Below are 24,871 nucleotides of genomic sequence, written 5' to 3'. Positions count from 1 at the left end.
CTAAGCAGTGTTGATAAATATTCTTACATGCTTATTAGAAGCCGATATTGTGCTTTAGTGTGACTTCACAAGATGTGTTATTACTTGCAAATGCAGATTGGATAAATAAATGATCGCCAGCTTTTAAGTTAAGTAGCATTTCTTTTGTGTTGTTATAGCGTCTTTTAGCTACCTGGTAATCCCAGTCACTTGAGCTATCTCTATTTACATCATAATAAATATGACAACCACCAGTCGCACCATCATTTGTCGTCCAGTTGAATGATACGCTGTAGTTAGAAACAGTATAATTAAACTTGGCAGTTTGGTGTTGGGCGTAATTGTCACCGATAACCACGTCAGTCCAACGTGCTTGGGGTACACCTGGTCTAGGTTTTTCTGTAATATTAACACCTAAATTTGATGCATTAGACATTGAAGAAAAGGCGAGTGTTGATAGGATGAGCGCAATACTTGTTTTTTTCATATTTAATTTTCCTTATTTAATAAAATAAAACGCAGCACTAATCTATCTTGTCGACATAATTAGGTCAATATATTGTTTTTATTTTTAATAAAAGGTTGGCTTATGGTGTGTGAGTTGTATCTGCGATCAAGAGCCTTAAATAAGAATGCAAAATGCCATCTACCTATGTCATCTTAATCGCGTTCGATAGACTAATATGTAGCTTAATAAACACTAAGCTCTGTGTTTCTCGCATTATTTCTCTGCTCAGGTATAATCCACCCCTCAGGACATTGAGGTAGCTATGCTCTCTAAAAATCAATCGAAACTCTTACGTGCATTAGCACAAAAAAAATATAGAAAACAACATCAGCAGTATTTAGTTCAGGGTGAGAAAAATATCTTGGAGCTTCTTGATGCTGGGTTGAATGTAGTACATCTTTTTGCGACTACGGAGTTTTTATCTGCGCATTCAGCAAAGTTAGCAGGCGTGACCTGTACAGAAGCTGACAGTGACAGTTTATCAAAAGTCAGCACTTTAGTGAGTAATAACGCAGCGATTGCAATTGTCCCTTTTCCTGAAAGTGCAGAAGTCGATACGTCAGGGATCGTATTAGCACTCGATGGCGTGTCTGACCCAGGTAACCTTGGTACGATTATTCGGTTGGCTGATTGGTATGGACTAAATCAGGTCGTTGTCAGTGAAGATTGTGCTGATCACCTAAATCCCAAAGTGATCAGTGCTACGATGGGCTCTTTTGTACGTATTGATGTTGTGCGTTGCGACCTTCCAGAGTTTTTAGCGTCTTATTCAGGTGATATTTATGGCGCATATTTAAATGGCGAAAATGTACATGGCACAGCTTTTTCTGCGCGTGGTGTACTCGTTATGGGAAGCGAATCACACGGTATTCGTGAACCTGTAGGTCAGTACATTAATGCCCCGATTACCATTCCTGCGTTCGGTGTTGCAGAGTCTCTTAATGTGGCAATGGCGACAGGTATTATTTTAGATAATATGAAACGCCAGAACTAACGATGTTTGATTTATAGCCCTTTATTTTGATGAGTAGCTAATTAGCATATGCGCTTAAGTAGTATTAAACTTGCGGGTTTTAAGTCTTTTGTTGAGCCAACAAAAATCCCCTTTATTGATCAGATGACGTGTGTTGTTGGCCCTAATGGCTGTGGCAAGTCGAATGTCATTGATGCGGTACGGTGGGTGCTCGGTGAAAGTTCGGCGAAAAACTTACGCGGTGATGCGATGACCGATGTCATTTTTAATGGCTCAACAAACCGTAAACCGATATCACAAGCATCTGTAGAGTTGATGTTTGACAATGCCCAAGGGCGTTTACCAGGTACATTAGCCGACCGTAACACGGTATCAATTAAAAGGTTGGTGACGCGTGATGGCCAGTCCTTGTATTTTCTTAATGGCAGTAAGTGCCGTAAGCGAGATATTACCGATATTTTTTTAGGCACAGGTCTGGGGCCTCGCAGTTACGCAATTATTGAGCAAGGCATGATCTCGCGGCTGATAGAGAGTAAACCCCAAGAGTTGCGTGTTTTTCTTGAAGAGGCTGCGGGCGTATCTAAATATAAAGAGCGTCGAAGAGAGACGCAAACAAGGATTAAAAGTACTCGAGAGAACTTAGAACGATTACTTGATGTACGCAAAGAGCTACAATTGCAGCTAGATCGTTTAGCAATACAGGCAAAAGACGCACAGTCTTATCGAGCATTAAAGCAACAAGAGCGGACTTACAAAGGTCAATTAGCAGTTTTAAAGTGGCAGGGCTTTCATCAAAAGCAGCAACAAAAACTACAGCACATCACAAAAGTACAATCTGAGATTACATTTTTAAATACTGCGCATAGCGGCCATCATGACGTGCTTGCAGCACTGGAAGGGCAAGTAACACATTTAAATGACGGGATCGCAGAACAACAACTCAGTATTCATCAAATTCATACTAATTTAACCAAGGCTGAGCAGCAGAAAATACATTTAGTGGATAAGCATAGTGAGCTTCAAAAGCAGGCGATTATCTATAAAGCAGACACAACGGACGCTCAGGTACAACTGATGGCACTAAAGGTTGAAGCAACAGAATCTCATGAACAATTACAAGAGAGTATTGAAAGTCAGTTAATTACGCAATTGCAGCTAGATGAATATCAACACATGCATGATGAGATGTTGTCAAAAAACCAAGCTGATGAAATACAATTGCAGACGTCTATTGGGTTACTTGAACAATCCCAAGCTGAACATACTAAAATAGAACAGCACTATATTCAGGCTCAGCAATCTCACAAGCATAACCAAGAAAAGCAGCAAGAACTAACCGACCAAGTTACCGCTTTGATTGCCGATGACCCTCGAGAGAAAAGCAAGCAAGACCAGCAAGCGCTTGTTGAAAAAACACAGAAAGTTGCTCAATTACATGCAGCTGGACACGCGCTTACTTCACAGATAAACACCCTTACTCAGCAGCACAATGAAGCACAGCAAGCACTCATAGAGCAGCAACAGGCGCATACGCATTTAATCGCTAATATTGATGCATTGGCGACAGTCTTAGCGGTAACAAATACAGATGAACACCGTAACTTGCTGAGTACTTTAAGAGTGACAGCGGGTTTTGAGATGCTGGTGGAACGTGCTCTGTTAGGGTTGAGTACGTTAAACGTGACAGACAGCCCAGCTGATAATGCGGTCTGGCCATTTGAGCAACAAGCTAAAGTAGGCTCGGTAGCACAATTTATTGAAAGTGATATTTACCCATCATTGTTAAACAGAGTGCAACTAATAGAAAATAACGGGTCATTTAATACGCATGAACAGTGGATTTTTGGTATTGATTTATCTGGCGGATTACATGGAGAAAATTGGCGCGCAACGGTAAAAAATGACGAGCAAGATAACATATTAAGCCAACATGCACGGTTAAGAACGCTTGAGCAAAGTTTACCTAACGTAGTCGCTAAATTAGCTTTAATAGAGCAAGATGTTTTAACACTCAAAACGCAATTAGCGGACTGCCAGTCAGCCCAAGCAGATAATAAAGAGCAAGTGCATCAGTTGTCTCAACAGGTTGCGGCATTGCAATCTCGCCATGAAATACTAAAGCAACAAAGTAGCCAGTGGCTTGAAAGTTATGAGTCTTTGCAGCACAAGCTGCAAATATTAAACGGGCATGTGGCGAATGATCAAATAGACTTAAATAATGCAGAGCAAGCGTATACTGATTCCAAGATAAGGCTGTCGCAGCGCCAATCTCAATGTTTACAGTTTAAAGAACAATTTGAGCTGAAAAAAAGTGAACAAAAGCAAGCGCTCATTAATAAAGAATTAGGGCTAAAAAAGCTGCATGCAGCGACGCTCGCAGAGCAGCAAGCTAAAAGCGCTTGGCAATTAATTCAATCAAAAGTAGTACACAGTGAAAAAAGTTATACTCTCGCTTTTGAGCAGTCTCAAAGAGTGAATGAGGAGCTGCAACGATTAACTACGCCGATGAAAGACATCGATGACAGTATCATGCAATTGCTATCAAGTCAGTCTAAGCAACAAAAGATATTAGATGACCTGCAACAGCAATTACAACACGCGAAAGTGCAGCTACAAGAAAAGCAAATTGCGTTAAAAGGGGCGACCAGTGAGGTTGCACGTTTACGAGAGCTGCTACAAAAACATCAATTAGATGAACAAGGTTTGGCGATTAAAGCACAAGCTGCGTTAGAGCCGCTAGAGAGTTTAGAGCAAAATGTGCATGACGTCTTGGCGACATTGCCTGAAAATAGTAATGTTAACGCGCTACAATTACAGTTAAATACAGCTTTGGACGCATTACAGGCTTTGGGTGCGGTAAACTTAGCGGCAATCAGCGAATTTGATGAAGCCAGTGAAAGGAAGCGTTACCTAGATAGCCAACTTGATGATTTAACCTCAGCATTAAAAACATTAGAGAATGCGATCAGAAAAATAGATAAAGAGACCAAAATTCGCTTTAAGGCGACATTTGATCAAATAAATGATGATTTAAAAGAGTTATTTCCTAAAGTTTTTGGAGGGGGTAGTGCATACTTAGAGTTGACCAGTGATGACTTGCTAGAAAGTGGTGTGAGCATCATGGCAAGACCACCAGGAAAGAAAAACTCAACAATTCATCTGTTAAGTGGTGGAGAAAAAGCGCTGACCGCATTATCATTGGTGTTTTCGATCTTTAGACTGAATCCGGCACCGTTTTGTATGCTAGATGAGGTTGATGCACCGTTAGATGATGCAAACGTCGGACGTTTTTGTCGTTTAGTTGAGGAAATGTCTCAAACGGTACAATTTATTTATATTAGCCATAACAAAATTGCAATGGAAATGGCTGGTAAGCTGACGGGGGTAACTATGGCGGAACCTGGTGTTTCGAGAATGGTTGCCGTTGACATAGAACAAGCAGTGCAAATGGCACAAGCATGAGAATAAAAAAGGTGAGCAATGGCCACAGAATTGAGATGGGCGTTAATCGTGATCAGCGCATTAGTAATTGGTGGATTACTGATCCATGGTTTATGGTCGGTGCGTAAAAAGGACCAACCGGATGAGCAACAACGAGAACAAGAGGCGGAGCCTCAAGTTGAGCAGCCTTCGTCAATACAAAGTAACGATGAACCAGACATTGGTGAGTTGAACTTTGCTGCCTTAGATGATGAGCCTATTGCGACTAAAGATGCTGACACTGCCACAGTGCACACACAGCAAGATACGCAGGTAGACTCTGGTGCAGAATCAAGCACACAGGCGCAACCAGAACCATCTGATTTCATTATATTGCACATTGCTATGCCAGAAGGGTTAACAATGGCAGGTTCAAGGTTGTTACCTGCAGTATTAAGCTTAGGCTTTAAATACTCAGATGAAGGTTTTTTTAACCGCCATGTGGAGCCGTCAGGTAATGGGCCGGTATTATTTCGTTTAGTTAATATGTTCAATCCAGGGACGTTTGACATTGATAATATGGAACAGTTTGGTACCGCAGGGGTTAGTCTCTTTATGACCCTACCGTGTGAAGGTGACAGTCTCGCTGCATTTAACATGTTGCACGGTGCGGCAAAAAAACTGGCTGATGAATTTGGTGCGACAGTGTTAGACAGTAGTCGTGAGCCTTTGTCAGTCAATGCAGTGCGTGCTTACGTTGAAAAAGTACGTGAGTATGCAGTTTAAGTAAAGTGTTGGGCGTCAGAGCCATTTTTGTAAACCACGAGTAGCCGCGCCTACTCGTGGTTTTTGTTTTTTAGAGGTTAAGATGTCAGAGTCTATCAATAATCAAATCCAGTCGTTAAAGCAGCAACTAGAAGAGCATAATTATCAATATTACGTCATGGATAACCCGTCGATACCGGATGCTGAATATGACCGCATCATGCGGGAATTAATGGCGCTAGAGCAGGCAAATCCTGAATATTTAACGGCTGATTCACCTTCGCAAAAAGTCGGAGGGGAGGCCCTAGGTAAATTCGAGCAAGTGAATCATCAGGTCCCCATGTTGTCATTAGATAATGCCTTTGATGAAGCTGAATTTACGGCGTTTAATCGTCGTATCAAAGAGCGGTTGCTTGAAAATAAAGAACTCGATTTTTGCTGTGAGCCTAAATTAGATGGGTTAGCGGTTTCTATTTTGTACCGTGATGGAGTGCTTGTTCAAGCAGCCACTCGTGGCGATGGACAAGTGGGGGAGAATATTACAGAGAATGTTAAGACAATTCGTAATATTCCGCTTCGCTTGCGCGGTGACAATATACCAAAAGAAGTTGAAGTACGCGGCGAAGTGTTTATGGATAACGCCGGGTTTGCACGTTTAAATGAAACAGCTGCTGCAAAAGATGAAAAAATCTTTGCTAATCCGCGTAATGCTGCAGCAGGTAGCCTTAGACAGCTGGACTCAAAGATCACCGCCAAACGGCCATTAATGATGTATGCATATTCCATGGGGGTGGTCACAGGGGCTGATCTGCCCGATACACACTTTGGACAATTAGAGCAGTTAAAAGACTGGGGCTTACCGATGTGCCCTGAAACTAAACTCGTGTCAGGCGCAGATAAGGCCCTAGCTTATTATCAATATATTATGCAGCGACGCCCTGAGTTGGCCTATGAAATTGATGGCGTGGTGATCAAGGTAAATAATAAAGCGTATCAGCAGCAGTTGGGTTTTGTTGCGCGAGCGCCAAGGTGGGCAATTGCTTTTAAGTTTCCGGCTCAAGAAGAAATTACCCAGTTACTCGATGTTGAGTTTCAAGTAGGGCGTACTGGTGCTATAACGCCTGTAGCAAGGCTTGAACCCGTGTTTGTTGGAGGGGTGACGGTTTCTAATGCGACCTTGCATAACCGAGATGAAATAGAGCGGTTAGGGGTTAAAGTTGGGGACACTGTGATTGTGCGGCGTGCAGGTGATGTGATCCCGCAAGTAACGCAAGTGGTATTAGAGCGTCGCCCTGATACGGTGCGTGATATTACGTTTCCAGATACTTGCCCTGTGTGTGACTCGCACGTAGAGCGGGTAGAAGGGGAGGCGACAACTCGTTGCACGGGCGGTTTGGTATGCCAAGCGCAGCGTAAACAAGCCATTAAACATTTCTCATCACGTAAAGCGCTTGATATTGATGGGTTGGGAGACAAAATTGTCGAACAATTGGTTGATAGAGAACTTATACATACGCCTGCAGATTTATTTATTTTAAAACAAGGTCATTTTGAATCGCTTGAGCGTATGGGGCCTAAGTCAGCAAAAAACTTGGTTGGCGCACTAGAAGATGCCAAAACAACATCGTTGGCGAAGTTTTTATATGCGTTAGGTATTCGAGAAGTGGGTGAAGCGACAGCGCAAAATCTGGCGAATCATTATTTAACGCTTGAAAATGTGTCAACCGCCTCCATTGATAGTCTACAAGAGGTCAGTGATGTGGGGGTGATCGTTGCTCAGCATTTACATGCCTTTTTCAATGAACCACATAATCAAACGGTAGTGAGTGCACTCCTTGACGTTGGTGTGAATTGGCCTGAGATTGCTGAAAGGTCGACACAAAGCCAGCCATTAGATGGCTTGACTTATGTATTAACAGGTACACTCACACAGCTAAATCGAAATGATGCGAAAGCGCGTTTACAGGCGCTGGGAGCCAAAGTATCGGGCAGTGTATCTAAAAATACCCATGCTCTGGTCGCAGGAGAGAAAGCCGGTTCTAAATTGACCAAAGCGCAAGACCTAGGCATTGATATATTAGATGAAAATGCACTGATTGAGTTGTTAACAGAGCATGAATCATAATTAAGACTGTTAAGTGTTATCGGCAAAAAGGTGAGTCAACTTTTTGCCGATAAGTGGAGTAGTATAATGAAACAGTATGGCCCTGAATATTGGGATAAATACGGCGTGTATCGCACCCCAATAGGGTTTAATCTCACTTTGGTAGTATTACTTCGAGCTTATTTTCTTTGGGTTTTTTCTGCTATTGCTCGCCGGCCTGATTTAGATTTTATGTCTTTATTTTTTCAATCCAAACACCATTTTTTTGTTGCCTTAGGCATTGGTGCTATCGCGTTAGTGCCCACCATTATTTTTTCATTACGCAGACCTTCTAGTTCACGGTATTTAGCAAAATACTGGCGTTATATGCGTTGGCCTTTGCTGGTGGCTGCACTGGCGGATCTTAGTTGGCTTATTATACAGGCATCACAAAGTTACTATCAGTTTTCGTTATATCTTGCTGTGCAGATGGTGATGCTGCTTTGGGTGATTTTATATTTAGTACGCAGTCGCTATCTAAAGCATTTTTTTAATGACTGGCCTGAACCAGAAAAAAGCGCTAAAAAAGCTTAACTGTTATGCAAAAGGGCTCGGGGATAATTCAGGTACAAAATAAGGTGACAATGATGTGCGTTTGTGAGCAGAGGTCTTACATTGTCTCTTTGCATAATTGAGCCAAATAGGTAGCCATAAACGTAGTACAGTAATTTGGTTCTCACTCTAACAATGAAAGGTGAATAATATGCTTAAATGGCGCGATATACTAAGATTGGCGAACGATGGTAATCTAGCTCCCGATAAGCGAGTTGAAAAAACACCTGAACAGTGGCAAATGCTACTGGATGATGATGTGTATTATATTACGCGCAACAAAGGCACTGAACGGCCGTTTAGCAGTGGCAGTTGCACATTGTTTGAACCTGGGAAATATGCGTGTGTGTGTTGTGATAACTTATTATTTGATGCACATGAAAAGTTTGACAGTGGGTCGGGTTGGCCATCATTTACACAGCCTGCAGCAGAAAATGCCATTGCTTATATAGGCGACAATTCTCATGCAATGCAACGCGTTGAAATTGTATGTAATGTATGTGACGCCCATTTGGGCCATGTGTTTCCTGATGGGCCTAAACCAAGTGGATTACGCTATTGTGTGAATGCCTTATCGATGGTCAAGGTACAAGACTAATCGACAGACAACCCCATTTCATTGAGCTGTGCCATGAGCTTATCGAGGCGGGTTATTTGCTCTGGTTCTAAAGTCGTGCTTTGATTAAGCGCAGACACACATTTTTTGGCTAATGTGGAATTGAATGTCTGGCCATTTTTACCCGTATTATCGAGCAAGCATTGTAACAAGTTGAGAGCAATGCTTGCATTTTTAGGCATGATCCTAAATGCCTGAGAGAATGCTTCAAGCGCCATATCTAAATGACCTCGGTTAAATTGATTAACCGCATGGTTATTTAATTCTTTAGGCCCCATGGTAATATCACGACGCTCACTTTGCTGCTGCTGAATATAGTGCATAGTAATTGGGTCACTCACATTATCGTGGCGTTCACAGTGGGCGACTATCTGCGTAAATAGCTCTTGTGCTTTGTGATGAAAGCCGAGTTCATGGTAGGCTTTTGCTTTGTCTAGTGAGGCATCTACAGACCGTATTGAAGGTTCATCTTCTAACTGTTCAATGAGCTTCCGTGCATTTCTGCTTTCATCTTTTAAATAATGTATGCGCGCATTGAGCACATCAATTTGAGCTTGATTATCGGCATTTGGAAATTGTTTTTTTAATTCCCCTAAATATTGCTGAGTCTGACGCGTTATGCGGTTTACTTGCTCGGTTTGGTCGGTACTCAAAGCAAAATCAATTCCGGCTCTTACGGCGTTTAAATACACCTCTGGACTATCATGAATGGAATGTTTGGCATATTGGGCAATATCTTTTTGCGCATGGTAACTGCGTTCATAATCATGGTTTATGAGCGCGATACGACTGAGTGATTTTTGACGGTCGATATTACGTGGTGCAATTTTGGATGCTTCGCTTAAAAAGCCTTGAGCTGTTTCAAATTGGCTTAGCTTTATTTCCAGTCTTCCTAGTAGGTCTAGGGCGATTAAACGGGTCTCAGAGCGCTCCAGCATAGTTTTAAGCATGCGTTGTGCAAGGGCGTCTTCATTGTTAGCAATTAATGCTTCAATAAGGCCTATTTTTGCCCAAGTAAACTTTTGCAAATTGAGCGCCGACTTATAAAACTTTTTAGCATCTTTGACACGGTTGAGCCGCAATAAAGCTTCGCCTTTTAGCTTAAGTAATATTGGGCTATACGCATGACCACGTTTATCTAATTCAATGTCAATTAACTTAACGGCTTTGGAGTCGTTACCATCATCAATAAAAGTATATATTTTCTTTAATGAGCGCTTGCGCTTTAATACGCGCTCAATCCGGCCTCTTAATTCTTTAATGGTAAAAGGTTTAACTAAAAAGTCGTCGGGCTGTAGTTCAATCACACTATGAACGAGCTCTCCACTGGTTTCTGCAGAAACAAAAATAAAAGAGGTCGCATTTCGTACGAGGCGTTTACTTTTCAGTTCTTCATAAAGCTGGTAACCGTCTTGTCGCTTAGTAAGATCAAAAGAGCAGATCACTAAATCAAATTTTTCAATACGACAATGTTCAATTGCTGCTTGTGCATGTTCAGCAAATTTCAAATTCCTAAAGTCTAATTGCTCTAAAGAACGCTTCATATGGCTCAGCGCCAAAGGCTGTTCTTCGACAATTAAAATTTTGGTGTTGATAAAGGGCTGAACACTCATGCAAATGAATAACTTATAATAAAATGTGCTGTGAATAGTTTAGTCGCTTAACAAGCATTTTGAAATAGTTTGATTTTAAGATGAGGGGTTTATTGCGAAATTAAGAATATATATGAAGATAATAGGAGATTTAAACGATATGTGGTGGGTGATACTGGACTTGAACCAGTGACCCTCGCCTTGTAAGGGCGATGCTCTCCCAACTGAGCTAATCACCCACATAAAGTTTTTTGATTATTTGGTGGGTGATACTGGACTTGAACCAGTGACCCTCGCCTTGTAAGGGCGATGCTCTCCCAACTGAGCTAATCACCCAAATAATCAATGCTTTGCTTTCACCATAAAATGGTGGGTCGTACTGGACTTGAACCAGTGACCCTCGCCTTGTAAGGGCGATGCTCTCCCAACTGAGCTAACGACCCGCAAAGTTTCTAAAATGGTGGGTCGTACTGGACTTGAACCAGTGACCCTCGCCTTGTAAGGGCGATGCTCTCCCAACTGAGCTAACGACCCATTTTAGAATGACAAATAATCTGGTATCCACAAAAAAAGTGGTGGGTGATACTGGACTTGAACCAGTGACCCTCGCCTTGTAAGGGCGATGCTCTCCCAACTGAGCTAATCACCCAGATAATCTATTCTATTTGGTGGGTCGTACTGGACTTGAACCAGTGACCCTCGCCTTGTAAGGGCGATGCTCTCCCAACTGAGCTAACGACCCAAATAGAATATTTAGATAATGGTGGGTCGTACTGGACTTGAACCAGTGACCCTCGCCTTGTAAGGGCGATGCTCTCCCAACTGAGCTAACGACCCATATCTAAATCAACAACGTTTGCCGCGTCGTTGTGGGGCGCTATTATAGGGAGACTTGAAATAGTGTCAATACTTGAAGTTACAAAATTAGTTTATATGCGGTTTTTATCGCCAATAAGTAAAAGCGCTACATTTATTACCTATAGCGAAATTATTTTGTTATTTAATGAGAGTGGGGAGCAACTTAGTTACTGAGGAAGTTGAAAAGGGGCGTTGCGACGGGAGGGTGAAGCAAAATAGATGTGTGTGTATGGTGACTTCGGATCTTCATTCATAACAAACCACTGTTATAGATAGGGTGTTAAGTTTAGGGCTGTTGATCTTTCAGGTTCATTTCCATGTGAGTCAGCTGATAACATAGTAGAAAAGCCAATCAAGCGCTGTCTACCGGTTCTTTTGAGCGCCCTTTTCTCTTTGTTGCTTAATATTCGCTAGTCCCTATTGTTCTGAAAGCGATTGGTGTGAATAGAGCTGAAATTAATATCATCTAAAAAGCGGGAGAGGGCTTTGTAGCAGCCAAATACTCACCTTATCTAACTATGCACTCAATGTGTAAGCGCAAGAAACGGCAATAATCTTTACTCTTAAAGTTTTATATAGAATGAAAGCCCAGAAGGGCACTGATAGATTTACTGAGTTTACAGCGTTTATCAGTTAAACCAGGTATGTCATGCAAAAGTGCCTGTGAATTGGCATGTATTGTGGAATCCCTGTTTAGACCAAACTGGTACTGTAAGTAGGTGAGGTGAAAGAGGAATAGAAGAAGGGGATCACGTTTTGTCTTTGATGAAAGACGTGCTTGATAAATCTTCGATGAATTAATTTGATACTTTTTTGAGCAAAAACAAGGGTTTTAATTGAAGTTCGATTTTGATGTGGTTATATTAGCAACAACCTGATGGTTTTTAGAACGCTTGATAAAAAGTTAACTGAAAACTGTTGACTTTGTTTGTGTGCCTGCATAGAATGCGGCCCGCACTCAGCGATACAGGCTCGCAAGTTATTTTGCTAAGTTTGTTACTGGTTTGGGGCTAAATAACAAGGTATGGTCGACTTTTCTATCCTTCAAGCTTAAGTAATGATTTATTATTGTTTTTTAATCGTTTGAGTGAAGATTATGGCTACAGGAAGATCAGACTATACTAATCGGGAATACGATTACCCCAATACATATAACCTTTTATCTACGACGAATACGAATGGCCAGATCAAGTATGCAAATAAACAGTTTTGTGAAGTTGCAGGGTTTGATCTCGCTGATTTAGAAGGTAAACCACATAATATAGTGCGTCACCCAACCATGCCAAAGGCGGCTTTTAAAAACCTTTGGGACTTTATTGGTTCAGGAAAGCCTTGGATGGGGTTAGTAAAAAACCGTTGTAAAAATGGAGACCACTATTGGGTAAACGCATATGTCACACCAATAGCCGATAAAACAGGAAAAACCGTAGAGTACCAATCTGTTAGAACGAAACCAGATCGAGATGTTGTTGCCAGAACTGAAAAAATATACGAACAATTGAATAATGGCACATCACCAGAGTCGATAGCAAAGCAGTCATGGTCATTGTCGAGCCAAATGATAGCCATTATTATCGGCTTTTATATCCTTACTATGTTTTTAACTTCATTGGCATCGCCTTGGTCTTATATTTTAGAAACCGTATTGGTGATTGGTGTCGTTGCGCTAACATACTCTCGGTTAGCGCCGGTAAGGGTGCTCAGTGAAAAAGCTAAAAAAGTTTACGACAACCCAATGATGCAAAAAATTTTCCTTGGTCGAGTGAATGATATAAGTGCGATTGAGTTAGCGCTTTTAGCAAGAGAATCGGAGCTTAGAGCTGTACTTGGCCGAGTAAAAGACTCAAGTAGTACGGTAACAGAGCATGCAGATGAAACAGTGGCTGAGTGCAACCGTAGTGCAGACTTATTAAATAGTCAGCAAGCGCAAACGGGGTCGTTAGCAACAGCCATTAATGAAATGACGGCAACCATCGCTGAAATTGCCAATAATACCACTAATGCTGCGTCTCAATCAGAGTCTGCACTAGAGTCAGTAAAGGCGGGTAGTGTTGCAGTTAATGAGAATATGGAAAACAATTACGAGCTGTCAGAAGAGTTGTCTAAAACACAAAAAGATATTGAAGACCTCAATGCTCAAACGGTGAATATTGGTGGGGTTGTTGATGTGATCCGTGGCATATCTGAGCAGACAAATTTGCTAGCGCTAAATGCGGCAATAGAAGCCGCAAGGGCAGGGGAGCAAGGCCGAGGGTTTGCGGTAGTCGCTGATGAAGTAAGAGCACTTGCGCAACGTACACAAGAGTCAACAAAGGAAATTGACAGTATTATTGCTGATCTGCGTCAGCGTGCAGAACGTGCGGTAGGTGCGATTCAAAATGGCGTAGACAAGTCTGGTAAATGTGTAAGCAAAGCCGAAGGAACCAAAGAGAGTCTAGAGAGTATTAACTCGTTGGTAAATGAAATATCGAGCCTCAACTACCAAATAGCGTCATCTACCGAGGAAATGTCTGGAGTATCAAACGAGCTTAATAATAATGCGGTGACGATTTCTCAGTTGGCAAATGATTCGTTAGAAAGTTCGGATCGAACCTTAAAAACCATGTCTAACACACAGACTTCATTGGTCGATCAAGAAAGCCTTGTAGACCAGTTTATGGTGAAGTTTGTTAAGTAAGGGAGCGTTAGGGAAGCTGAGTTGATGACAATGATAGCGCCAGCTTACTTCCCATTTGTTATTCTCTAAAAAATTAACGCGCTACCACCTTGGTAGCGCTTGTACATAGGCTTCCATATTCTAAAAGTCGAGTGATATTGCGATGAAAAGGGGCAATATTAGCCTCTATTATGCACAGACATATAATCAATTCTCGGACCTGACGGCACGACTTGAGTTGGGTTGATAGTCTTATGGCTATAATAATAATGGCGTTTAATATGATAAAAATCGACCGTATTTGCGATCTCAGGGTGTTGATATAATGCCCTGATATAATTAGAAATATGGTGGAATTGCTCTAGCTGACGTTGATTGCATTTAAAATGACCAAAGTACACCGAATCAAAGCGGATCAAAGTGGTAAATAGGCGCCAATCGGCTTCAGTGAGGCGCTCACCTACTAAATAACGCTGTGTTGATAATCGTAATTCGATTTTATCAAGGGCTGAAAATAAAGCGTTGTAAGCCTGTTCATAGGCACTTTGAGTCGTCGCAAACCCGGTTTTGTACACCCCATTATTAATGGTGTGGTAAACAAAGTCGTTCATTTCGTCAATTTCTTGCTGCTCTTCTTCAGGGTAAAAGTTCAGTGTATTACCCGTAATGAGATTAAATGCGTCGTTAAACATACGGATAATTTCCGAGGATTCATTACTGACAATACAGTTTAGGTGTTTATCCCATAGAACAGGGACGGTTACTCGGCCACTATATGTCGGTGAGTGTTTGGTATAAATTTGATGCATATATTCAGCATCAAATAAGAGATCTCCACTACTGTGGCTCGCAGTGTCAAAAGTCCATCCACTCTCTAACATATCAGGACTAACCACAGAAACAGAAATGTGGTCTTTTAAACCTTTTAGTGCCCTAAAAATAAGGGTTCTATGTGCCCACGGGCATGCGAGTGAAACATATAAGTGGTAACGATTAGATTCAGCTTTAAACCCACTTCTGCCTGTAGGTCCCGCTTCACCTTTTACGGTGATCCAATTACGAAGTTGAGCATCCTCTCGTTGAAACTTTCCTTTAGTTTCTGCTGTGTCATACCATTGGTTATGCCAAGTGCCATCTATTAATAAACCCATAATTTTATCCTCTTCTATTTTTAAATCTATGCTGTATTAAGGCAACTCAAAGATTAATGCAGTAATATCGCTGCGACTTTCATTGCAGAAAGTTAGCGTTTCTTCATGCGTTATTTGGGCACCATCACCTGCAGATAACACGGTGTTATTGATGTGAACTGTTCCCGTTATTTGATGCACGTATAGGTTATTTCCCTGACTTTGACTAAACTGAAATGTTTCACCAGCTCCAATGATGAGCTGATGCAGCTTTGCCTCTTGAGTGATTTTGAGCGTGTTATTTTCTCCCGTCGGGGTTGCAATGGTGGTTAATCCAAGTGCTTTACCAAAGCTCTTTTGTTGATAACTCGGTTTTGGACCAACTTTGTTGGGTTCAATCCAGATTTGAAGAAAGCGTAAAGGGTGATGTTTTGATGCGTTATATTCACTATGAAATATCCCTTTACCCGCCGACATAAGTTGAAACTCTCCGGCAGGTAAAGTTTGAATATTACCTGAGCTGTCTTTGTGTTCGATAGAGCCTTCGAGCACGTAACTGATAATTTCCATATCCCGATGTCCATGAGCATCAAAGCCTGCACCAGGGGCGACTATATCGTCGTTGATCACTCTAAGTACTGAAAAGCCCAAATGTTCTGGGTCGTAATAGTGACCAAATGAAAAGCTATGTTTGCTGTTGAGCCAGCCAAAATTAGCTTGACCTCTGTCTTGTGACTTTCTTAATATGAGCATTTTATTCTCCAAATACTGGTGAAATAATGTGTGGTTAAGCTAATTTCTTTGCTAAATAATTGTCCAGAGAAAGCTTTCCGCTGCCTGAGATGGCGACTGACACGCTCGCGGCTAATAGTGCCAATGCAAACTCATATCCATTATTTGACATAAACAAACCATTGCTGAAGTGGACAGAGAAAATAGCCACGATCATCGTGATAGCGAGCACAGCAGCGGCAGGCCTAGTTAATAGCCCTAATAAAATAAATAACCCCCCGAAGAACTCTCCGCTACCTGCTAACACCGCCATTAAAAAACCAGGTGCTAGGCCAATTGATTCCATCCATCCGGCCGTACCTTCTAAGCCGTAAGCACCAAACCATGCAAATAATTTTTGCGCACCATGGGCCATAAAAATAATACCAATGGGTATACGTAACGATAATGCAGAGTAGCTTGCATGAGAGGTCGTCACCGTTTTAAGTAATGTTTTCATCTGTAATCCTCACTATATTTAAATGTATATCATCGCTGTTGAGCATCTAACTTACTTGTTGAAATCAAGTATAGGTGTGATAGGTTCTATAAAAAATCGAAACATTTTGAGTTTTTGGTTCAAAATATTTGAATAAAGGTTAATGGAGAAAGTTATGCATCAAGCTATCACCATTGAGGCGCTAAAGGCGCTTGATGCGATTGATAAAAAAGGCAGTTTTGCCGCTGCTGCTCAATCGCTTTACAAAGTGCCTTCAGCACTCACTTACACCATAAAAAAACTGGAAGAGGATATTGGTACTGCGTTATTTGACCGCTCTAAGCAAAGGGCACTATTAACCCCCGCTGGAAAGTTGGTTTTAGCGCACGGTCGCGAAATACTGTATGCCACTCATAAAATGGTAGACGCGGTTGCTTTACTCGAGTCTGGTTGGGAGAGAGAGTTGTGTATTGCCCGTGACACGATAGTGCCTCAGGATATCTTATTTGAGCTATTGGCCGAGTTTGCCCGGTTACCTCAAAGTGTTGATATTACTTTAAGTGAAGAAGCGCTAGGGGGAGGGTGGGATGCACTGCATAGCAAACGGGCTGATATTGTCATCGGTGCATCAGGTGAATTGCCTAAAGGCATGTTTAATACCCATAAAATTTATGACGTAAGCTTTATTTTCGCTGTGGCACCTGATCACCCATTGGCAAGTATTAACGAAGTGATAGATGTAGAGCACTTAAGGTTATACCCGTCAATAGTGGTTGCCGATACATCGCAAATATTACCTACTCGGGAAACCGGCTTTTTTAACAGTAAGCAGGTTATTAGGGTAAATAATATGAATGCCAAGTTAGTGGCGCAGCGACAGGGCATTGGCGTTGGTTTTTTACCGCAACATCTCGCTGCACCGTATTTAAATGATGGTTCTTTGATACAAAAAGAATGCGCCATTCCTAGACCTAATCAAGATCTATTTATTGCATGGAATAAGGGGCAGCAAGGGAAAGCGTTAAGTTGGTTTATTGACAAACTATGTAATGTTACCTGGCGGTTTTAAATTGGCTAAATAACCTCAGCTCTGGATAAGCGAATTTGCCCAATAAAGTTATTTTTCTCACTCCCGGGTTTGCTTTCATTTGTAATAGCTCGCTATTACTGCATAAAAGCGCCTTGATATTGAGCAAAATATCATCATTGGATTGTAGTTAAATTTGTTTTCAAAACATTTACTATTCCAAAACCCTAATCCCAACTTGAGGTTAAACAAGATCTTCACTTGCAGCGCTAAAGTAAAAGTTGATCAACTCATAAAAGCGAGAAACATGAGGGGGTTTATTAGCATGATAGCGGTGGATAAAATAGAAATGCCACGCTTGTCCTGTAATTTCGGGGAGGATCTGTACGAAGTTGTGTTTAAAAGTATGCGTTAGCTGCCCGGATAAGATTTTTTTCTTAATAATTGAGTGTGGTAATAGCGCTATCCCCATATCTTGTTCCACCATATCGACTAAGGTGACCAAGCTGTTTGTAAACATAGTGTGTGGTAACACATGTTCAATTGCTTTGCCATTTTCGAAGAGCTTGATGCGACCACTTTGCCACGGGGTAGCGATCAACTTGTGATCTCCTTTAATTAAGTCTTGTAAAGAGCCTATGTCTGCATGTTGTTTCAAATAACCCGGAGATACCGTAAATACATCGTGAATTCGACCAATAGATTGCGCTTTATATTCACAGTCTCTCATTTTCCCGCCAAATATTGCCACATCTAGTTGATGCTCAATCAAATCAACCCAGCTGCCAGTCACAACGAGCTCAGGTTCTATTAGGGGATATTCAAGGAGCAATTGTTTCAAGGCCGGTACCACCATGTTTTGCTCAAAAAAAGGCGGGACAGATACTTTAAATCGTCCACTAGGTTGTGCTTTAACCTGCTGTATATCTTGCACTACATGGTAGATTTGGCCACTCAAAGACTCGCTTCTTTTAAATAAAGCCTCTCCAGAGCCTGTAAGTACAACACCGCGAGTATTACGTGCAAGCAACTGCATTTTAACGTCATGCTCCAAGCGCTTTATTTGCAGACTGACGGCTGATTTACTTAAGCCAAGCTTTTTTGCCGCTTTAGTAAAAGACTTCTGTTTAGCAACTTCGACAAAAATGAGCAGTAACGGAGCAAGCTTTACGGTGTTCATAATATTAAACAATCAGTTTATTTTTTGGTTGTTGTTTAATAATTACATCAAAAATAGAATGAGTCTAGCTGTTCAAATGTCTTAAGGAGAATAAAATGGCGTTCGTAATCGTAGAAAGTAACGTGAAAAATCAAGAGTTATTGCAGCAATATGGTCAACAAGCGGGGAAAACGGTGGCAAAATTTGGTGGTAAATTCATTGCCAAAGGGCCAGCAGAGTCACTACATGGTAAATCGCGATTTGCTAATAGGGCTGTCATTGAGTTTAGCTCGGTAGCACAAGCTCAGTCTTGGTATAACAGTGATGAGTATCAAGTGCTCATTGAACTGAGAGAGCAGGCAATAGAAAGCCGCTTTGTTGTAACAAATTCTATTTAAGGCGACTTAGTTCGTATAAATAAAGCCAAGCACAGGTAAAGTACTTGGCTTTATTAACGCTTTGCGTTACTGAAATATAACTAAGCTGTTGAGCGTATAGTTTGATAATTTTAATTTACTATCACGGGCCAACCAAAACAGAATAAAGGTAGATCAAGCGTTTATATTGTGGCCTTTTTCATTTTCTTTCCCAGTAAATATTTTGTTTGCATCCGTTTTTTTGATCATCGGTCTTATTTTCAACCCCTTTAAACCTTTGTTGCCTTTTTAGCGACTAATACTGTTTAAAGAGGAGAATTTGAATGAAGAAATTGTTTGTGAGCTTGTTTTTTATCCCTTTATCTTTAACGGCTTGTTCAAAACCGGTAGTTGATTGTACGGTATTTCCAGCTCTAGAAAGTTCAGCCTATTTGTTACCTTACGAGGTGGGTACTACCAGAAGTGTTTATGCTGCGACTGAGCATTATCGCGCTTCAAATAATGGAGTCGGTACTTTTGCAATAGATTTTGTAATGCCTATTGGTACAAAGGTACTGGCATCTAGAGCAGGCGAAGTAGTAAGTGTTCGAGAAGTTTTTGAAGATGGAAATAATATAGATTTGGAAGAAAACTACATTTTTATTCAACATGATGATGGCTCAGTAGCAAGATATTTTCACCTTACAAAAAATGGGTCGTTTGTATCTGAAGGGGACAACGTAAAAGCGGGAGATATTATCGGGTTAAGTGGTAATACAGGGCAAAGTGGCGGCCCTCACTTACACTTTGATGTGCAAAAGTGCGGACCAAATTTACCACCGAATTATAATGCGCTTCCTTGTGGGCAAACAATTCCAATTACATTTAAGAATACGCAGAGCCATACCTGCGGCTTAAAGAGCGGAACAGAGTACAAAGCACTTATACATGATAAGAAAAAGGCATAGTGCTATCTAAATTAGACCATGGTGTTAGTAAATCGGCTCTTCCAAGACTGAATAGCTTAATGCGCCTGTACTAGAATGTTAATTAGATCAGAGTATTACCTGTATAACTCTGATCTTAAAGCAGGCCTATTCGGTTTTATCTTTAAGCTCACACAAACCTTCAATGAGGCAAGAATCACACTTAGGCTTACGAGCGGTACACACATAACGGCCATGTAGAATAAGCCAGTGATACACGTCGACTTTAAATTCGGCAGGCACCACCTTTTAGAGCTTTTTTCGACCTCAACCTCATTTTTACCCAGAACAAACTTATTAGTACAATTTAAAACACGGTCAATATGGGAGTCGATCGCTATGGTTGGTTAGCCAAAAAAACCAAGATAGATGGTACAGTTCACCATTACGGTAGCCTCTAGCATTGCAGACGTTAGTCTCAATGAATACCTTATGAATTCATTTAGTTGTAGTAGCTTTAGTTCTTTTTTCGATCCATCACTTTCATAGGGATATTAATGAAACCGCTATTTAACCACTCTATCTTAAGTGGTATCGCACCATCTGCATTACTTTCATCGCTCACATCTTTGCCTGTACCAAAATTAATTTGCGCCATTTCATTTTTATTGACATTCAAAACGACGACTAATCGACTTCCCTTTTTAAATAATTTACCAGTCATACGAGTATCTTTAAAAGGAATGGTTTCTACTTTATGAGGGGTGAGTAACTGTCTATTACTGGGATCTTTCGCATAACTAGCTCGGCCAATATAATAAAAAAGTTCAAAGTACTTTCCATCAGGCGTTAATTCGTAAAACGTCATACCCAAATCAAAGTCTTTTTTATTAATTTTTACTTTTATTTCACCAGAAAAACTACCGTGTACCGAGGTGTCTTGTGCAAACGGTAAGCTCGCAAATGTAAAGCCTGTTGGATCAGTGAGTCGATCTTTGATAATTGGCCAATAATAAGATTCGGTATTAGTACTTGTTGTTCGATCTGCTAAATCAACAACTTGCTTCAAAGAGTCTACTTTACTGCTAATTTTTTTAGTTAATAGGTAAGTACTTTTGTATTTCTCAGTACTCAAATAAAAGCGCTGATAGTCACTATTTAGCTCAGGTAATGAATTCGCATGCTGCCAAGAGTTGTCTCCCATCAGTTGATAGTTAACTTTACTTTTTATTAAATCAGGCTTTTTTTTACCTTTTAAAACATAGTCAAACCATTGAAATGCAAGTTCTGTTCGATCTAATTCTGCTACGGAATCTTTCAGATAACCATTAATTTTTTTCGATTTACTAAAAAAGTGGTTGTAGGGGCCGATAATCCAGTAATGTTCAGCATTTTTATTATGTTTTAAATGTTGATTTAAATAATACAATGCGGATATGTGACCATCATCGTAATAACCATTAATAGATAAAACCGGTATGTTTATCTTACTGTATTCATTTCCCCTTGGCCCCATATTTAGCCAAAAGTCATCATGAGATGGATGATTTAAAAACTTTTGTAATAAAGGGTTGGGGGTTCCTTCAATTTTATCAATGTCACGATATGAACGGCCGCTCAAATACCAGTCATTAATAGCTTTATGCCAATAGTCTCTATTGTTATTTACTTTCTTATCTAGTGTTTTATTATTCATTACATAAAACGGCCACTGATAATTAGGGGTAATAAAAATGTTATTTTCCATCGGCAAGCCTTGCATAGGGTTGTTGGCAACAGAAGGCACAATAGTTTTTAAAGCTGGATGCATATATTTAGTTGCGGCCCATTGGGTAAACCCCAAATAACTGCCACCATACATAGCAACACGTCCGTCACTAAAGTCTTGTTTACTTATCCAGTCAATTACGTCATTGATATCTTTTGCATCATGTTCATACGGAATAATTTGGTCAGGGCTTAGACGCTTACCTCTGGTGTCAACAACAATGCCAATATAACCATGCTTAGCGGCATTTATCGCTGTTTTTACATGCTCTTTTACATCAGTGTAAATATGAAACTGTAACGCTGTTGGTTGAGGCTTTTTCATGGTTTTGGGCAGAACAATAACGGCAGAAAGTGTTGCACCACTAGATGTTTTTATCAATACATCAGTATTGATGACGAAATCTTTACTATGAGTTGCTTTGTTACCTTGGAGTGACTCTGTTCCGTGAATTGTTTGCGTGAAAATAGCTATAAAGCAGTATAGGCTTAAGTAGATTAATTTTTTTAATATCATTATGTAGTCAACGTGTTTGTAGAGAGGGCTGAACAATATCTAAAACATGAAATACAGTAGTGATTTACCGATGATTAATGATGATTAGTTGTGATCAAGGTATAATTTGCTTTAACAACTAACCAAAGATATTGTGTGAATGACTGATATAATCTATAAAATCAATGGTATAGTTTTTTCAGAGGTAAAGCAGACACTTACTTTTGAAAAACATACCATTGAGCTTGAAGTTAGAGAGTCAGAGGTTTTAGCCTACTTTTGCAAGCATGCACATCAACAGATCACCCGAGGTGAGTTAATTGATAACGTATGGCATGGACAAATTGTTACTGATAATGCAGTAAACCGGGTCATTACTAAGCTAAGAAAAGCACTCGGTGATGACGCCAAAAAATCAACATTCATTAAAACTTTACCGCGTATAGGCTACAAGTTTATTGCCAATACAAGTTTAGTCGAACCACATAAACTTAAAAGTGCTGACTTAAATAAACCGTCATTTCAATGGAAATTAACCATTTTCTTTCTGCTAATAGCCATGACTTATTTAGTCTTTATGTCGAACACGTCAGAGGTTAAACCGCTAAAAGTTGTTTCAGCATTAACGCGAGATGCAGGGTTAGAAAGTGACGCGGTTATATCTCCTAATGGTCGTTTTTTAAGTTACAGCAGCCGAAATAAGGGATGGGAAAAACTTATTCTGAAGAATACTGCAACAGGTGCTATTTTTCAGTTAAGTGATAACGCGGGCGATGCGAGTTCAGCGACCTGGTCAGCAGATAGCACTAATCTTATCTATATGTATAATAATCATTCGGTTTGCCAAATTAAACGAGTGTTTCTATTAGGTAATACAATAAGCAGGGAAGAGGTTATACATAATTGTCCAATTGGCAGCTTTGGGCGAGTAGCATATAACCATAACAATTCGAAAATTGTCTACAGTGAAAGAAGAACGGCTGAGCATCCTTATTTATTATACGTAATGGACCTTCATAGTGGTTATAAAAAACAGTTAAATCAACCACCTCCTTTCAATGCCGGGCACGTTTTTTTTGACCTACATCCGACTGAAGATAAATTACTACTCTCTACCCCCGACGAGCAGCAATGGCATGCTTTTTACTTGTTGGATTTAGAAGAAAGTATTTCTACTTATTTATTTAAAAAAGACGAATACATTTGCTGCGCAATTTTTAATCATTCAGGTAATAAAATTGTGGTAATGGGCCCTTACCCTAACCAAAGTTTGGTTGAGATGGACCTTGCTGGTAATAACACGAAAAAAATCATAAATACGACTCACCTTATCAGTCCAGTTAGTCGTATACACAACAATAGTGACTATATCTATAGTGGTAGCCAGCTTAACTTCGATATCCGTTTTTATGAAGAAAAGTTAAAAAGCAGTGTAGCAATTATTGATTCTTCAGTTGTTGATCGATTACCCGATATTTCAAGTGATAATAAACAGCTAGCCTATATATCGAGAGAGGCGAATACGTCGCAAGTTTGGCTTTACAACGTTAATAACAATTCTAAAAGGCAAATATCTCAGTTTACAGATTACCAGCACTATCAAGATCTACAATTTTCCCCAGATAATAAAAAATTAAGCTTGTTAATGTCTTATGGCATAAAGCTGTTAAATATAAGTACTAAAGAAATTAAATTAGTAAAAATTCCACTGCAAGTGGCTCGGGGGATGTCATGGTTTGATGAAACTACTTTAGCTTTTAGCCTAAGGGTTGAAGGAAAATGGCGAGTTCACCATTATTCTATTCTTACTGAAGAGATTACTTTGATTGACGAAGATTGGGCATACATTAAATACAGTAAAAATCCAAAAGAAACAGCGTTTATATCTCAAAATAAGGAGCTTTATATTAATAACATTCATATGAATTCGGCAACATTTACTATGATTGACTACATCGGTGTGTTTAATTTTCAAGTTAAAGGTGAGCACCTGTATTACCTCGATGATTCATCCAACTCATTGAGTGTTATTAAAATGAATTTAACAAATAAACAACAAGAACTATTGTTAGAAAATGTATCCCCTACTAAATTAACGATTGTGGAGAATGGGATTTATTATACTCATATAAAAAGTCATAGCAGCGATATATTTAGAACGTTGGATCAAGACTAAGCAATAAAAATAGATCACGCTAAAACCCAGTAATATTGTATGTAATTTTCTATCGTGATTGAAAGCCATTATGACCATTAGGGGGGTGGCTTTTTCTACTGTCAGTAACAAAAACGATTAAAGAATCTACATAGCGTAAATACTAATTAATGTAACGTACGAGTTCGTATCGCAGCAGACAGAAGTTACTCTGTCTTATCTTTAAACTCACACAAATCCTCAATGAGGCAAGAACCACACTTAGGCTTACGAGCGGTACAGACATAGCGTCCATGCAGAATAAGCCAGTGATGCACGTCGACTTTAAACTCAGCAGGTACAACTTTCTCAAGCTTTTTTTCGACCTCAACAACATTTTTACCCATGGCAAATTTAGTACGGTTGGAAACGCGGTCGATGTGAGTGTCTACAGCTATAGTCGGCCAACCAAAAGATAATAATGGTAGATGTGGGCTGGACCAGTTGGTTTAATCGTGGTTTAAGTTTAAAAAAGTCATTATCTCAATACTCTTTCACAGAATCTTCCTGAAAACGATAATCCAAAGAAGTCATAACTTATCCC

Annotated in this window: 18 protein-coding genes, 7 tRNA genes and 2 pseudogenes; 11 read left to right on the top strand and 16 right to left on the bottom strand. The window is 40.2% G+C overall.

Features of this window, described 5'->3' with window-relative positions:
- Nucleotides 1-34: 34 nt before the first annotated feature.
- The gene (locus tag BGP78_RS00930; RefSeq protein WP_259386068.1) at nucleotides 35-466 is read right to left on the bottom strand and encodes a hypothetical protein; all 432 of its coding nucleotides are present in this window, start codon (nucleotides 464-466) and stop codon (nucleotides 35-37) included.
- 283 nt (nucleotides 467-749) lie between these two features.
- On the opposite strand from BGP78_RS00930, the gene BGP78_RS00925 reads away from it, so the two are divergent.
- From BGP78_RS00925 to msrB, 6 genes are all read left to right on the top strand, one after another.
- Entirely contained in the window at nucleotides 750-1,481 is a 732-nt protein-coding gene (locus tag BGP78_RS00925) for an RNA methyltransferase (protein WP_119859641.1), read from the top strand.
- Between the two features lie 48 nt (nucleotides 1,482-1,529).
- On the top strand, nucleotides 1,530-4,922 hold the full coding sequence (locus tag BGP78_RS00920; RefSeq protein WP_119859640.1) for a chromosome segregation SMC family protein: 3,393 nt from the start codon (nucleotides 1,530-1,532) through the stop codon (nucleotides 4,920-4,922).
- Between the two features lie 18 nt (nucleotides 4,923-4,940).
- Complete coding sequence (gene zipA, locus BGP78_RS00915) at nucleotides 4,941-5,666, top strand: cell division protein ZipA (protein ID WP_119859639.1); 726 nt, start codon at nucleotides 4,941-4,943, stop codon at nucleotides 5,664-5,666.
- 82 nt (nucleotides 5,667-5,748) lie between these two features.
- Entirely contained in the window at nucleotides 5,749-7,770 is a 2,022-nt protein-coding gene (gene ligA, locus BGP78_RS00910) for an NAD-dependent DNA ligase LigA (protein ID WP_119859638.1), read from the top strand.
- Nucleotides 7,771-7,836: 66 nt separating this feature from the next.
- Nucleotides 7,837-8,322 carry a DUF2919 domain-containing protein gene (locus BGP78_RS00905; protein WP_119859637.1) on the top strand — a complete coding sequence of 162 codons (486 nt, stop codon included), beginning with the start codon at nucleotides 7,837-7,839 and terminating at the stop codon, nucleotides 8,320-8,322.
- A 169-nt stretch (nucleotides 8,323-8,491) separates the two neighbouring features.
- On the top strand, nucleotides 8,492-8,938 hold the full coding sequence (gene msrB / locus BGP78_RS00900) for a peptide-methionine (R)-S-oxide reductase MsrB (RefSeq protein WP_119859636.1): 447 nt from the start codon (nucleotides 8,492-8,494) through the stop codon (nucleotides 8,936-8,938).
- Here msrB and BGP78_RS00895 read toward each other — a convergent pair.
- The 8 genes from BGP78_RS00895 to BGP78_RS00860 all read right to left on the bottom strand — a co-directional run bounded on the left by BGP78_RS00895 (nucleotide 8,935) and on the right by BGP78_RS00860 (nucleotide 11,385).
- Nucleotides 8,935-10,569, bottom strand: a complete 1,635-nt coding sequence (locus BGP78_RS00895) for a tetratricopeptide repeat-containing response regulator (protein WP_119859635.1) — start codon at nucleotides 10,567-10,569, stop codon at nucleotides 8,935-8,937. The genes msrB and BGP78_RS00895 overlap by 4 nt on opposite strands.
- 142 nt (nucleotides 10,570-10,711) lie before the next feature.
- Nucleotides 10,712-10,787 (bottom strand) — tRNA-Val (locus BGP78_RS00890).
- A 21-nt stretch (nucleotides 10,788-10,808) separates the two neighbouring features.
- A tRNA-Val gene (locus BGP78_RS00885) sits at nucleotides 10,809-10,884 on the bottom strand.
- 31 nt (nucleotides 10,885-10,915) lie between these two features.
- Nucleotides 10,916-10,991, bottom strand: a tRNA-Val gene (locus BGP78_RS00880).
- Between the two features lie 15 nt (nucleotides 10,992-11,006).
- Nucleotides 11,007-11,082: transfer RNA gene (locus tag BGP78_RS00875), tRNA-Val, on the bottom strand.
- Between the two features lie 39 nt (nucleotides 11,083-11,121).
- Nucleotides 11,122-11,197, bottom strand: a tRNA-Val gene (locus tag BGP78_RS00870).
- A gap of 17 nt (nucleotides 11,198-11,214) precedes the next feature.
- A tRNA-Val gene (locus tag BGP78_RS00865) sits at nucleotides 11,215-11,290 on the bottom strand.
- 19 nt (nucleotides 11,291-11,309) lie between these two features.
- Nucleotides 11,310-11,385, bottom strand: a tRNA-Val gene (locus tag BGP78_RS00860).
- 1,117 nt (nucleotides 11,386-12,502) lie between these two features.
- On the opposite strand from BGP78_RS00860, the gene BGP78_RS00855 reads away from it, so the two are divergent.
- Entirely contained in the window at nucleotides 12,503-14,083 is a 1,581-nt protein-coding gene (locus BGP78_RS00855) for a PAS domain-containing methyl-accepting chemotaxis protein (RefSeq protein WP_119859634.1), read from the top strand.
- Nucleotides 14,084-14,241: 158 nt separating this feature from the next.
- Here BGP78_RS00855 and BGP78_RS00850 read toward each other — a convergent pair whose 3' ends face one another.
- From BGP78_RS00850 to BGP78_RS00840, 3 genes are read right to left on the bottom strand one after another with little or no spacing between them, the layout of a single operon-like run.
- Entirely contained in the window at nucleotides 14,242-15,213 is a 972-nt protein-coding gene (locus BGP78_RS00850) for a glutathione S-transferase family protein (protein WP_119859633.1), read from the bottom strand.
- A 36-nt stretch (nucleotides 15,214-15,249) separates the two neighbouring features.
- Nucleotides 15,250-15,945, bottom strand: coding sequence for a pirin family protein (locus tag BGP78_RS00845; protein WP_119859632.1), 696 nt, complete (start codon nucleotides 15,943-15,945; stop codon nucleotides 15,250-15,252).
- Nucleotides 15,946-15,979: 34 nt separating this feature from the next.
- Nucleotides 15,980-16,423 (bottom strand): DoxX family protein, encoded by a 444-nt coding sequence (locus tag BGP78_RS00840; RefSeq protein ID WP_119859631.1) that lies wholly within the window; start codon nucleotides 16,421-16,423, stop codon nucleotides 15,980-15,982.
- 154 nt (nucleotides 16,424-16,577) lie between these two features.
- Here BGP78_RS00840 and BGP78_RS00835 point away from each other — a divergent pair, with 154 nt between their 5' ends.
- Nucleotides 16,578-17,471, top strand: coding sequence for a LysR family transcriptional regulator (locus BGP78_RS00835; RefSeq protein ID WP_119859630.1), 894 nt, complete (start codon nucleotides 16,578-16,580; stop codon nucleotides 17,469-17,471).
- A 202-nt stretch (nucleotides 17,472-17,673) separates the two neighbouring features.
- Here the strand turns inward: BGP78_RS00835 and BGP78_RS00830 are convergent, their stop codons facing one another.
- The gene (locus tag BGP78_RS00830) at nucleotides 17,674-18,609 is read right to left on the bottom strand and encodes a LysR family transcriptional regulator (protein ID WP_119859629.1); all 936 of its coding nucleotides are present in this window, start codon (nucleotides 18,607-18,609) and stop codon (nucleotides 17,674-17,676) included.
- Nucleotides 18,610-18,704: 95 nt separating this feature from the next.
- Between BGP78_RS00830 and BGP78_RS00825 the strand changes: the two genes are divergently transcribed.
- Nucleotides 18,705-18,986, top strand: a complete 282-nt coding sequence (locus BGP78_RS00825; protein ID WP_119859628.1) for a DUF1330 domain-containing protein — start codon at nucleotides 18,705-18,707, stop codon at nucleotides 18,984-18,986.
- 302 nt (nucleotides 18,987-19,288) lie between these two features.
- The gene (locus BGP78_RS00820; RefSeq protein ID WP_119859627.1) at nucleotides 19,289-19,912 is read left to right on the top strand and encodes a M23 family metallopeptidase; all 624 of its coding nucleotides are present in this window, start codon (nucleotides 19,289-19,291) and stop codon (nucleotides 19,910-19,912) included.
- Nucleotides 19,913-20,038: 126 nt separating this feature from the next.
- Here BGP78_RS00820 and BGP78_RS00815 read toward each other — a convergent pair.
- Both BGP78_RS00815 and BGP78_RS00810 read right to left on the bottom strand, forming a co-directional pair.
- Nucleotides 20,039-20,277: pseudogene (locus BGP78_RS00815) on the bottom strand (endonuclease III); the annotation flags it as partial.
- 110 nt (nucleotides 20,278-20,387) lie between these two features.
- Nucleotides 20,388-22,154 (bottom strand): CocE/NonD family hydrolase, encoded by a 1,767-nt coding sequence (locus BGP78_RS00810; protein WP_119859626.1) that lies wholly within the window; start codon nucleotides 22,152-22,154, stop codon nucleotides 20,388-20,390.
- 139 nt (nucleotides 22,155-22,293) lie between these two features.
- Here BGP78_RS00810 and BGP78_RS00805 point away from each other — a divergent pair, with 139 nt between their 5' ends.
- On the top strand, nucleotides 22,294-24,309 hold the full coding sequence (locus BGP78_RS00805; RefSeq protein ID WP_119859625.1) for a winged helix-turn-helix domain-containing protein: 2,016 nt from the start codon (nucleotides 22,294-22,296) through the stop codon (nucleotides 24,307-24,309).
- A 185-nt stretch (nucleotides 24,310-24,494) separates the two neighbouring features.
- Here BGP78_RS00805 and BGP78_RS00800 read toward each other — a convergent pair.
- Nucleotides 24,495-24,743 (bottom strand): annotated as a pseudogene (locus BGP78_RS00800) (endonuclease III); the annotation flags it as partial.
- Between the last annotated feature and the right edge of the window lie 128 nt (nucleotides 24,744-24,871).

This window comes from Pseudoalteromonas sp. MSK9-3 (assembly GCF_003590335.1).
Classification (GTDB): Bacteria; Pseudomonadota; Gammaproteobacteria; order Enterobacterales; family Alteromonadaceae; genus Pseudoalteromonas.
This window is presented reverse-complemented; position numbering and strand designations above follow the sequence as displayed.

Coding starts and splice junctions, on each gene's coding strand:
- BGP78_RS00855 (WP_119859634.1), top strand. CDS start 12,503: ATGGCTACAGGAAGATCAGACTATACTAATCGGGAATACGATTACCCC.
- BGP78_RS00920 (WP_119859640.1), top strand. CDS start 1,530: ATGCGCTTAAGTAGTATTAAACTTGCGGGTTTTAAGTCTTTTGTTGAG.
- BGP78_RS00930 (WP_259386068.1), bottom strand. CDS start 466: ATGAAAAAAACAAGTATTGCGCTCATCCTATCAACACTCGCCTTTTCT.
- BGP78_RS00905 (WP_119859637.1), top strand. CDS start 7,837: ATGAAACAGTATGGCCCTGAATATTGGGATAAATACGGCGTGTATCGC.
- BGP78_RS00895 (WP_119859635.1), bottom strand. CDS start 10,569: ATGAGTGTTCAGCCCTTTATCAACACCAAAATTTTAATTGTCGAAGAA.
- BGP78_RS00840 (WP_119859631.1), bottom strand. CDS start 16,423: ATGAAAACATTACTTAAAACGGTGACGACCTCTCATGCAAGCTACTCT.
- BGP78_RS00805 (WP_119859625.1), top strand. CDS start 22,294: ATGACTGATATAATCTATAAAATCAATGGTATAGTTTTTTCAGAGGTA.
- BGP78_RS00830 (WP_119859629.1), bottom strand. CDS start 18,609: ATGAACACCGTAAAGCTTGCTCCGTTACTGCTCATTTTTGTCGAAGTT.
- BGP78_RS00925 (WP_119859641.1), top strand. CDS start 750: ATGCTCTCTAAAAATCAATCGAAACTCTTACGTGCATTAGCACAAAAA.
- BGP78_RS00825 (WP_119859628.1), top strand. CDS start 18,705: ATGGCGTTCGTAATCGTAGAAAGTAACGTGAAAAATCAAGAGTTATTG.
- msrB (WP_119859636.1), top strand. CDS start 8,492: ATGCTTAAATGGCGCGATATACTAAGATTGGCGAACGATGGTAATCTA.
- BGP78_RS00820 (WP_119859627.1), top strand. CDS start 19,289: ATGAAGAAATTGTTTGTGAGCTTGTTTTTTATCCCTTTATCTTTAACG.
- BGP78_RS00845 (WP_119859632.1), bottom strand. CDS start 15,945: ATGCTCATATTAAGAAAGTCACAAGACAGAGGTCAAGCTAATTTTGGC.
- zipA (WP_119859639.1), top strand. CDS start 4,941: ATGGCCACAGAATTGAGATGGGCGTTAATCGTGATCAGCGCATTAGTA.
- BGP78_RS00810 (WP_119859626.1), bottom strand. CDS start 22,154: ATGATATTAAAAAAATTAATCTACTTAAGCCTATACTGCTTTATAGCT.
- ligA (WP_119859638.1), top strand. CDS start 5,749: ATGTCAGAGTCTATCAATAATCAAATCCAGTCGTTAAAGCAGCAACTA.
- BGP78_RS00835 (WP_119859630.1), top strand. CDS start 16,578: ATGCATCAAGCTATCACCATTGAGGCGCTAAAGGCGCTTGATGCGATT.
- BGP78_RS00850 (WP_119859633.1), bottom strand. CDS start 15,213: ATGGGTTTATTAATAGATGGCACTTGGCATAACCAATGGTATGACACA.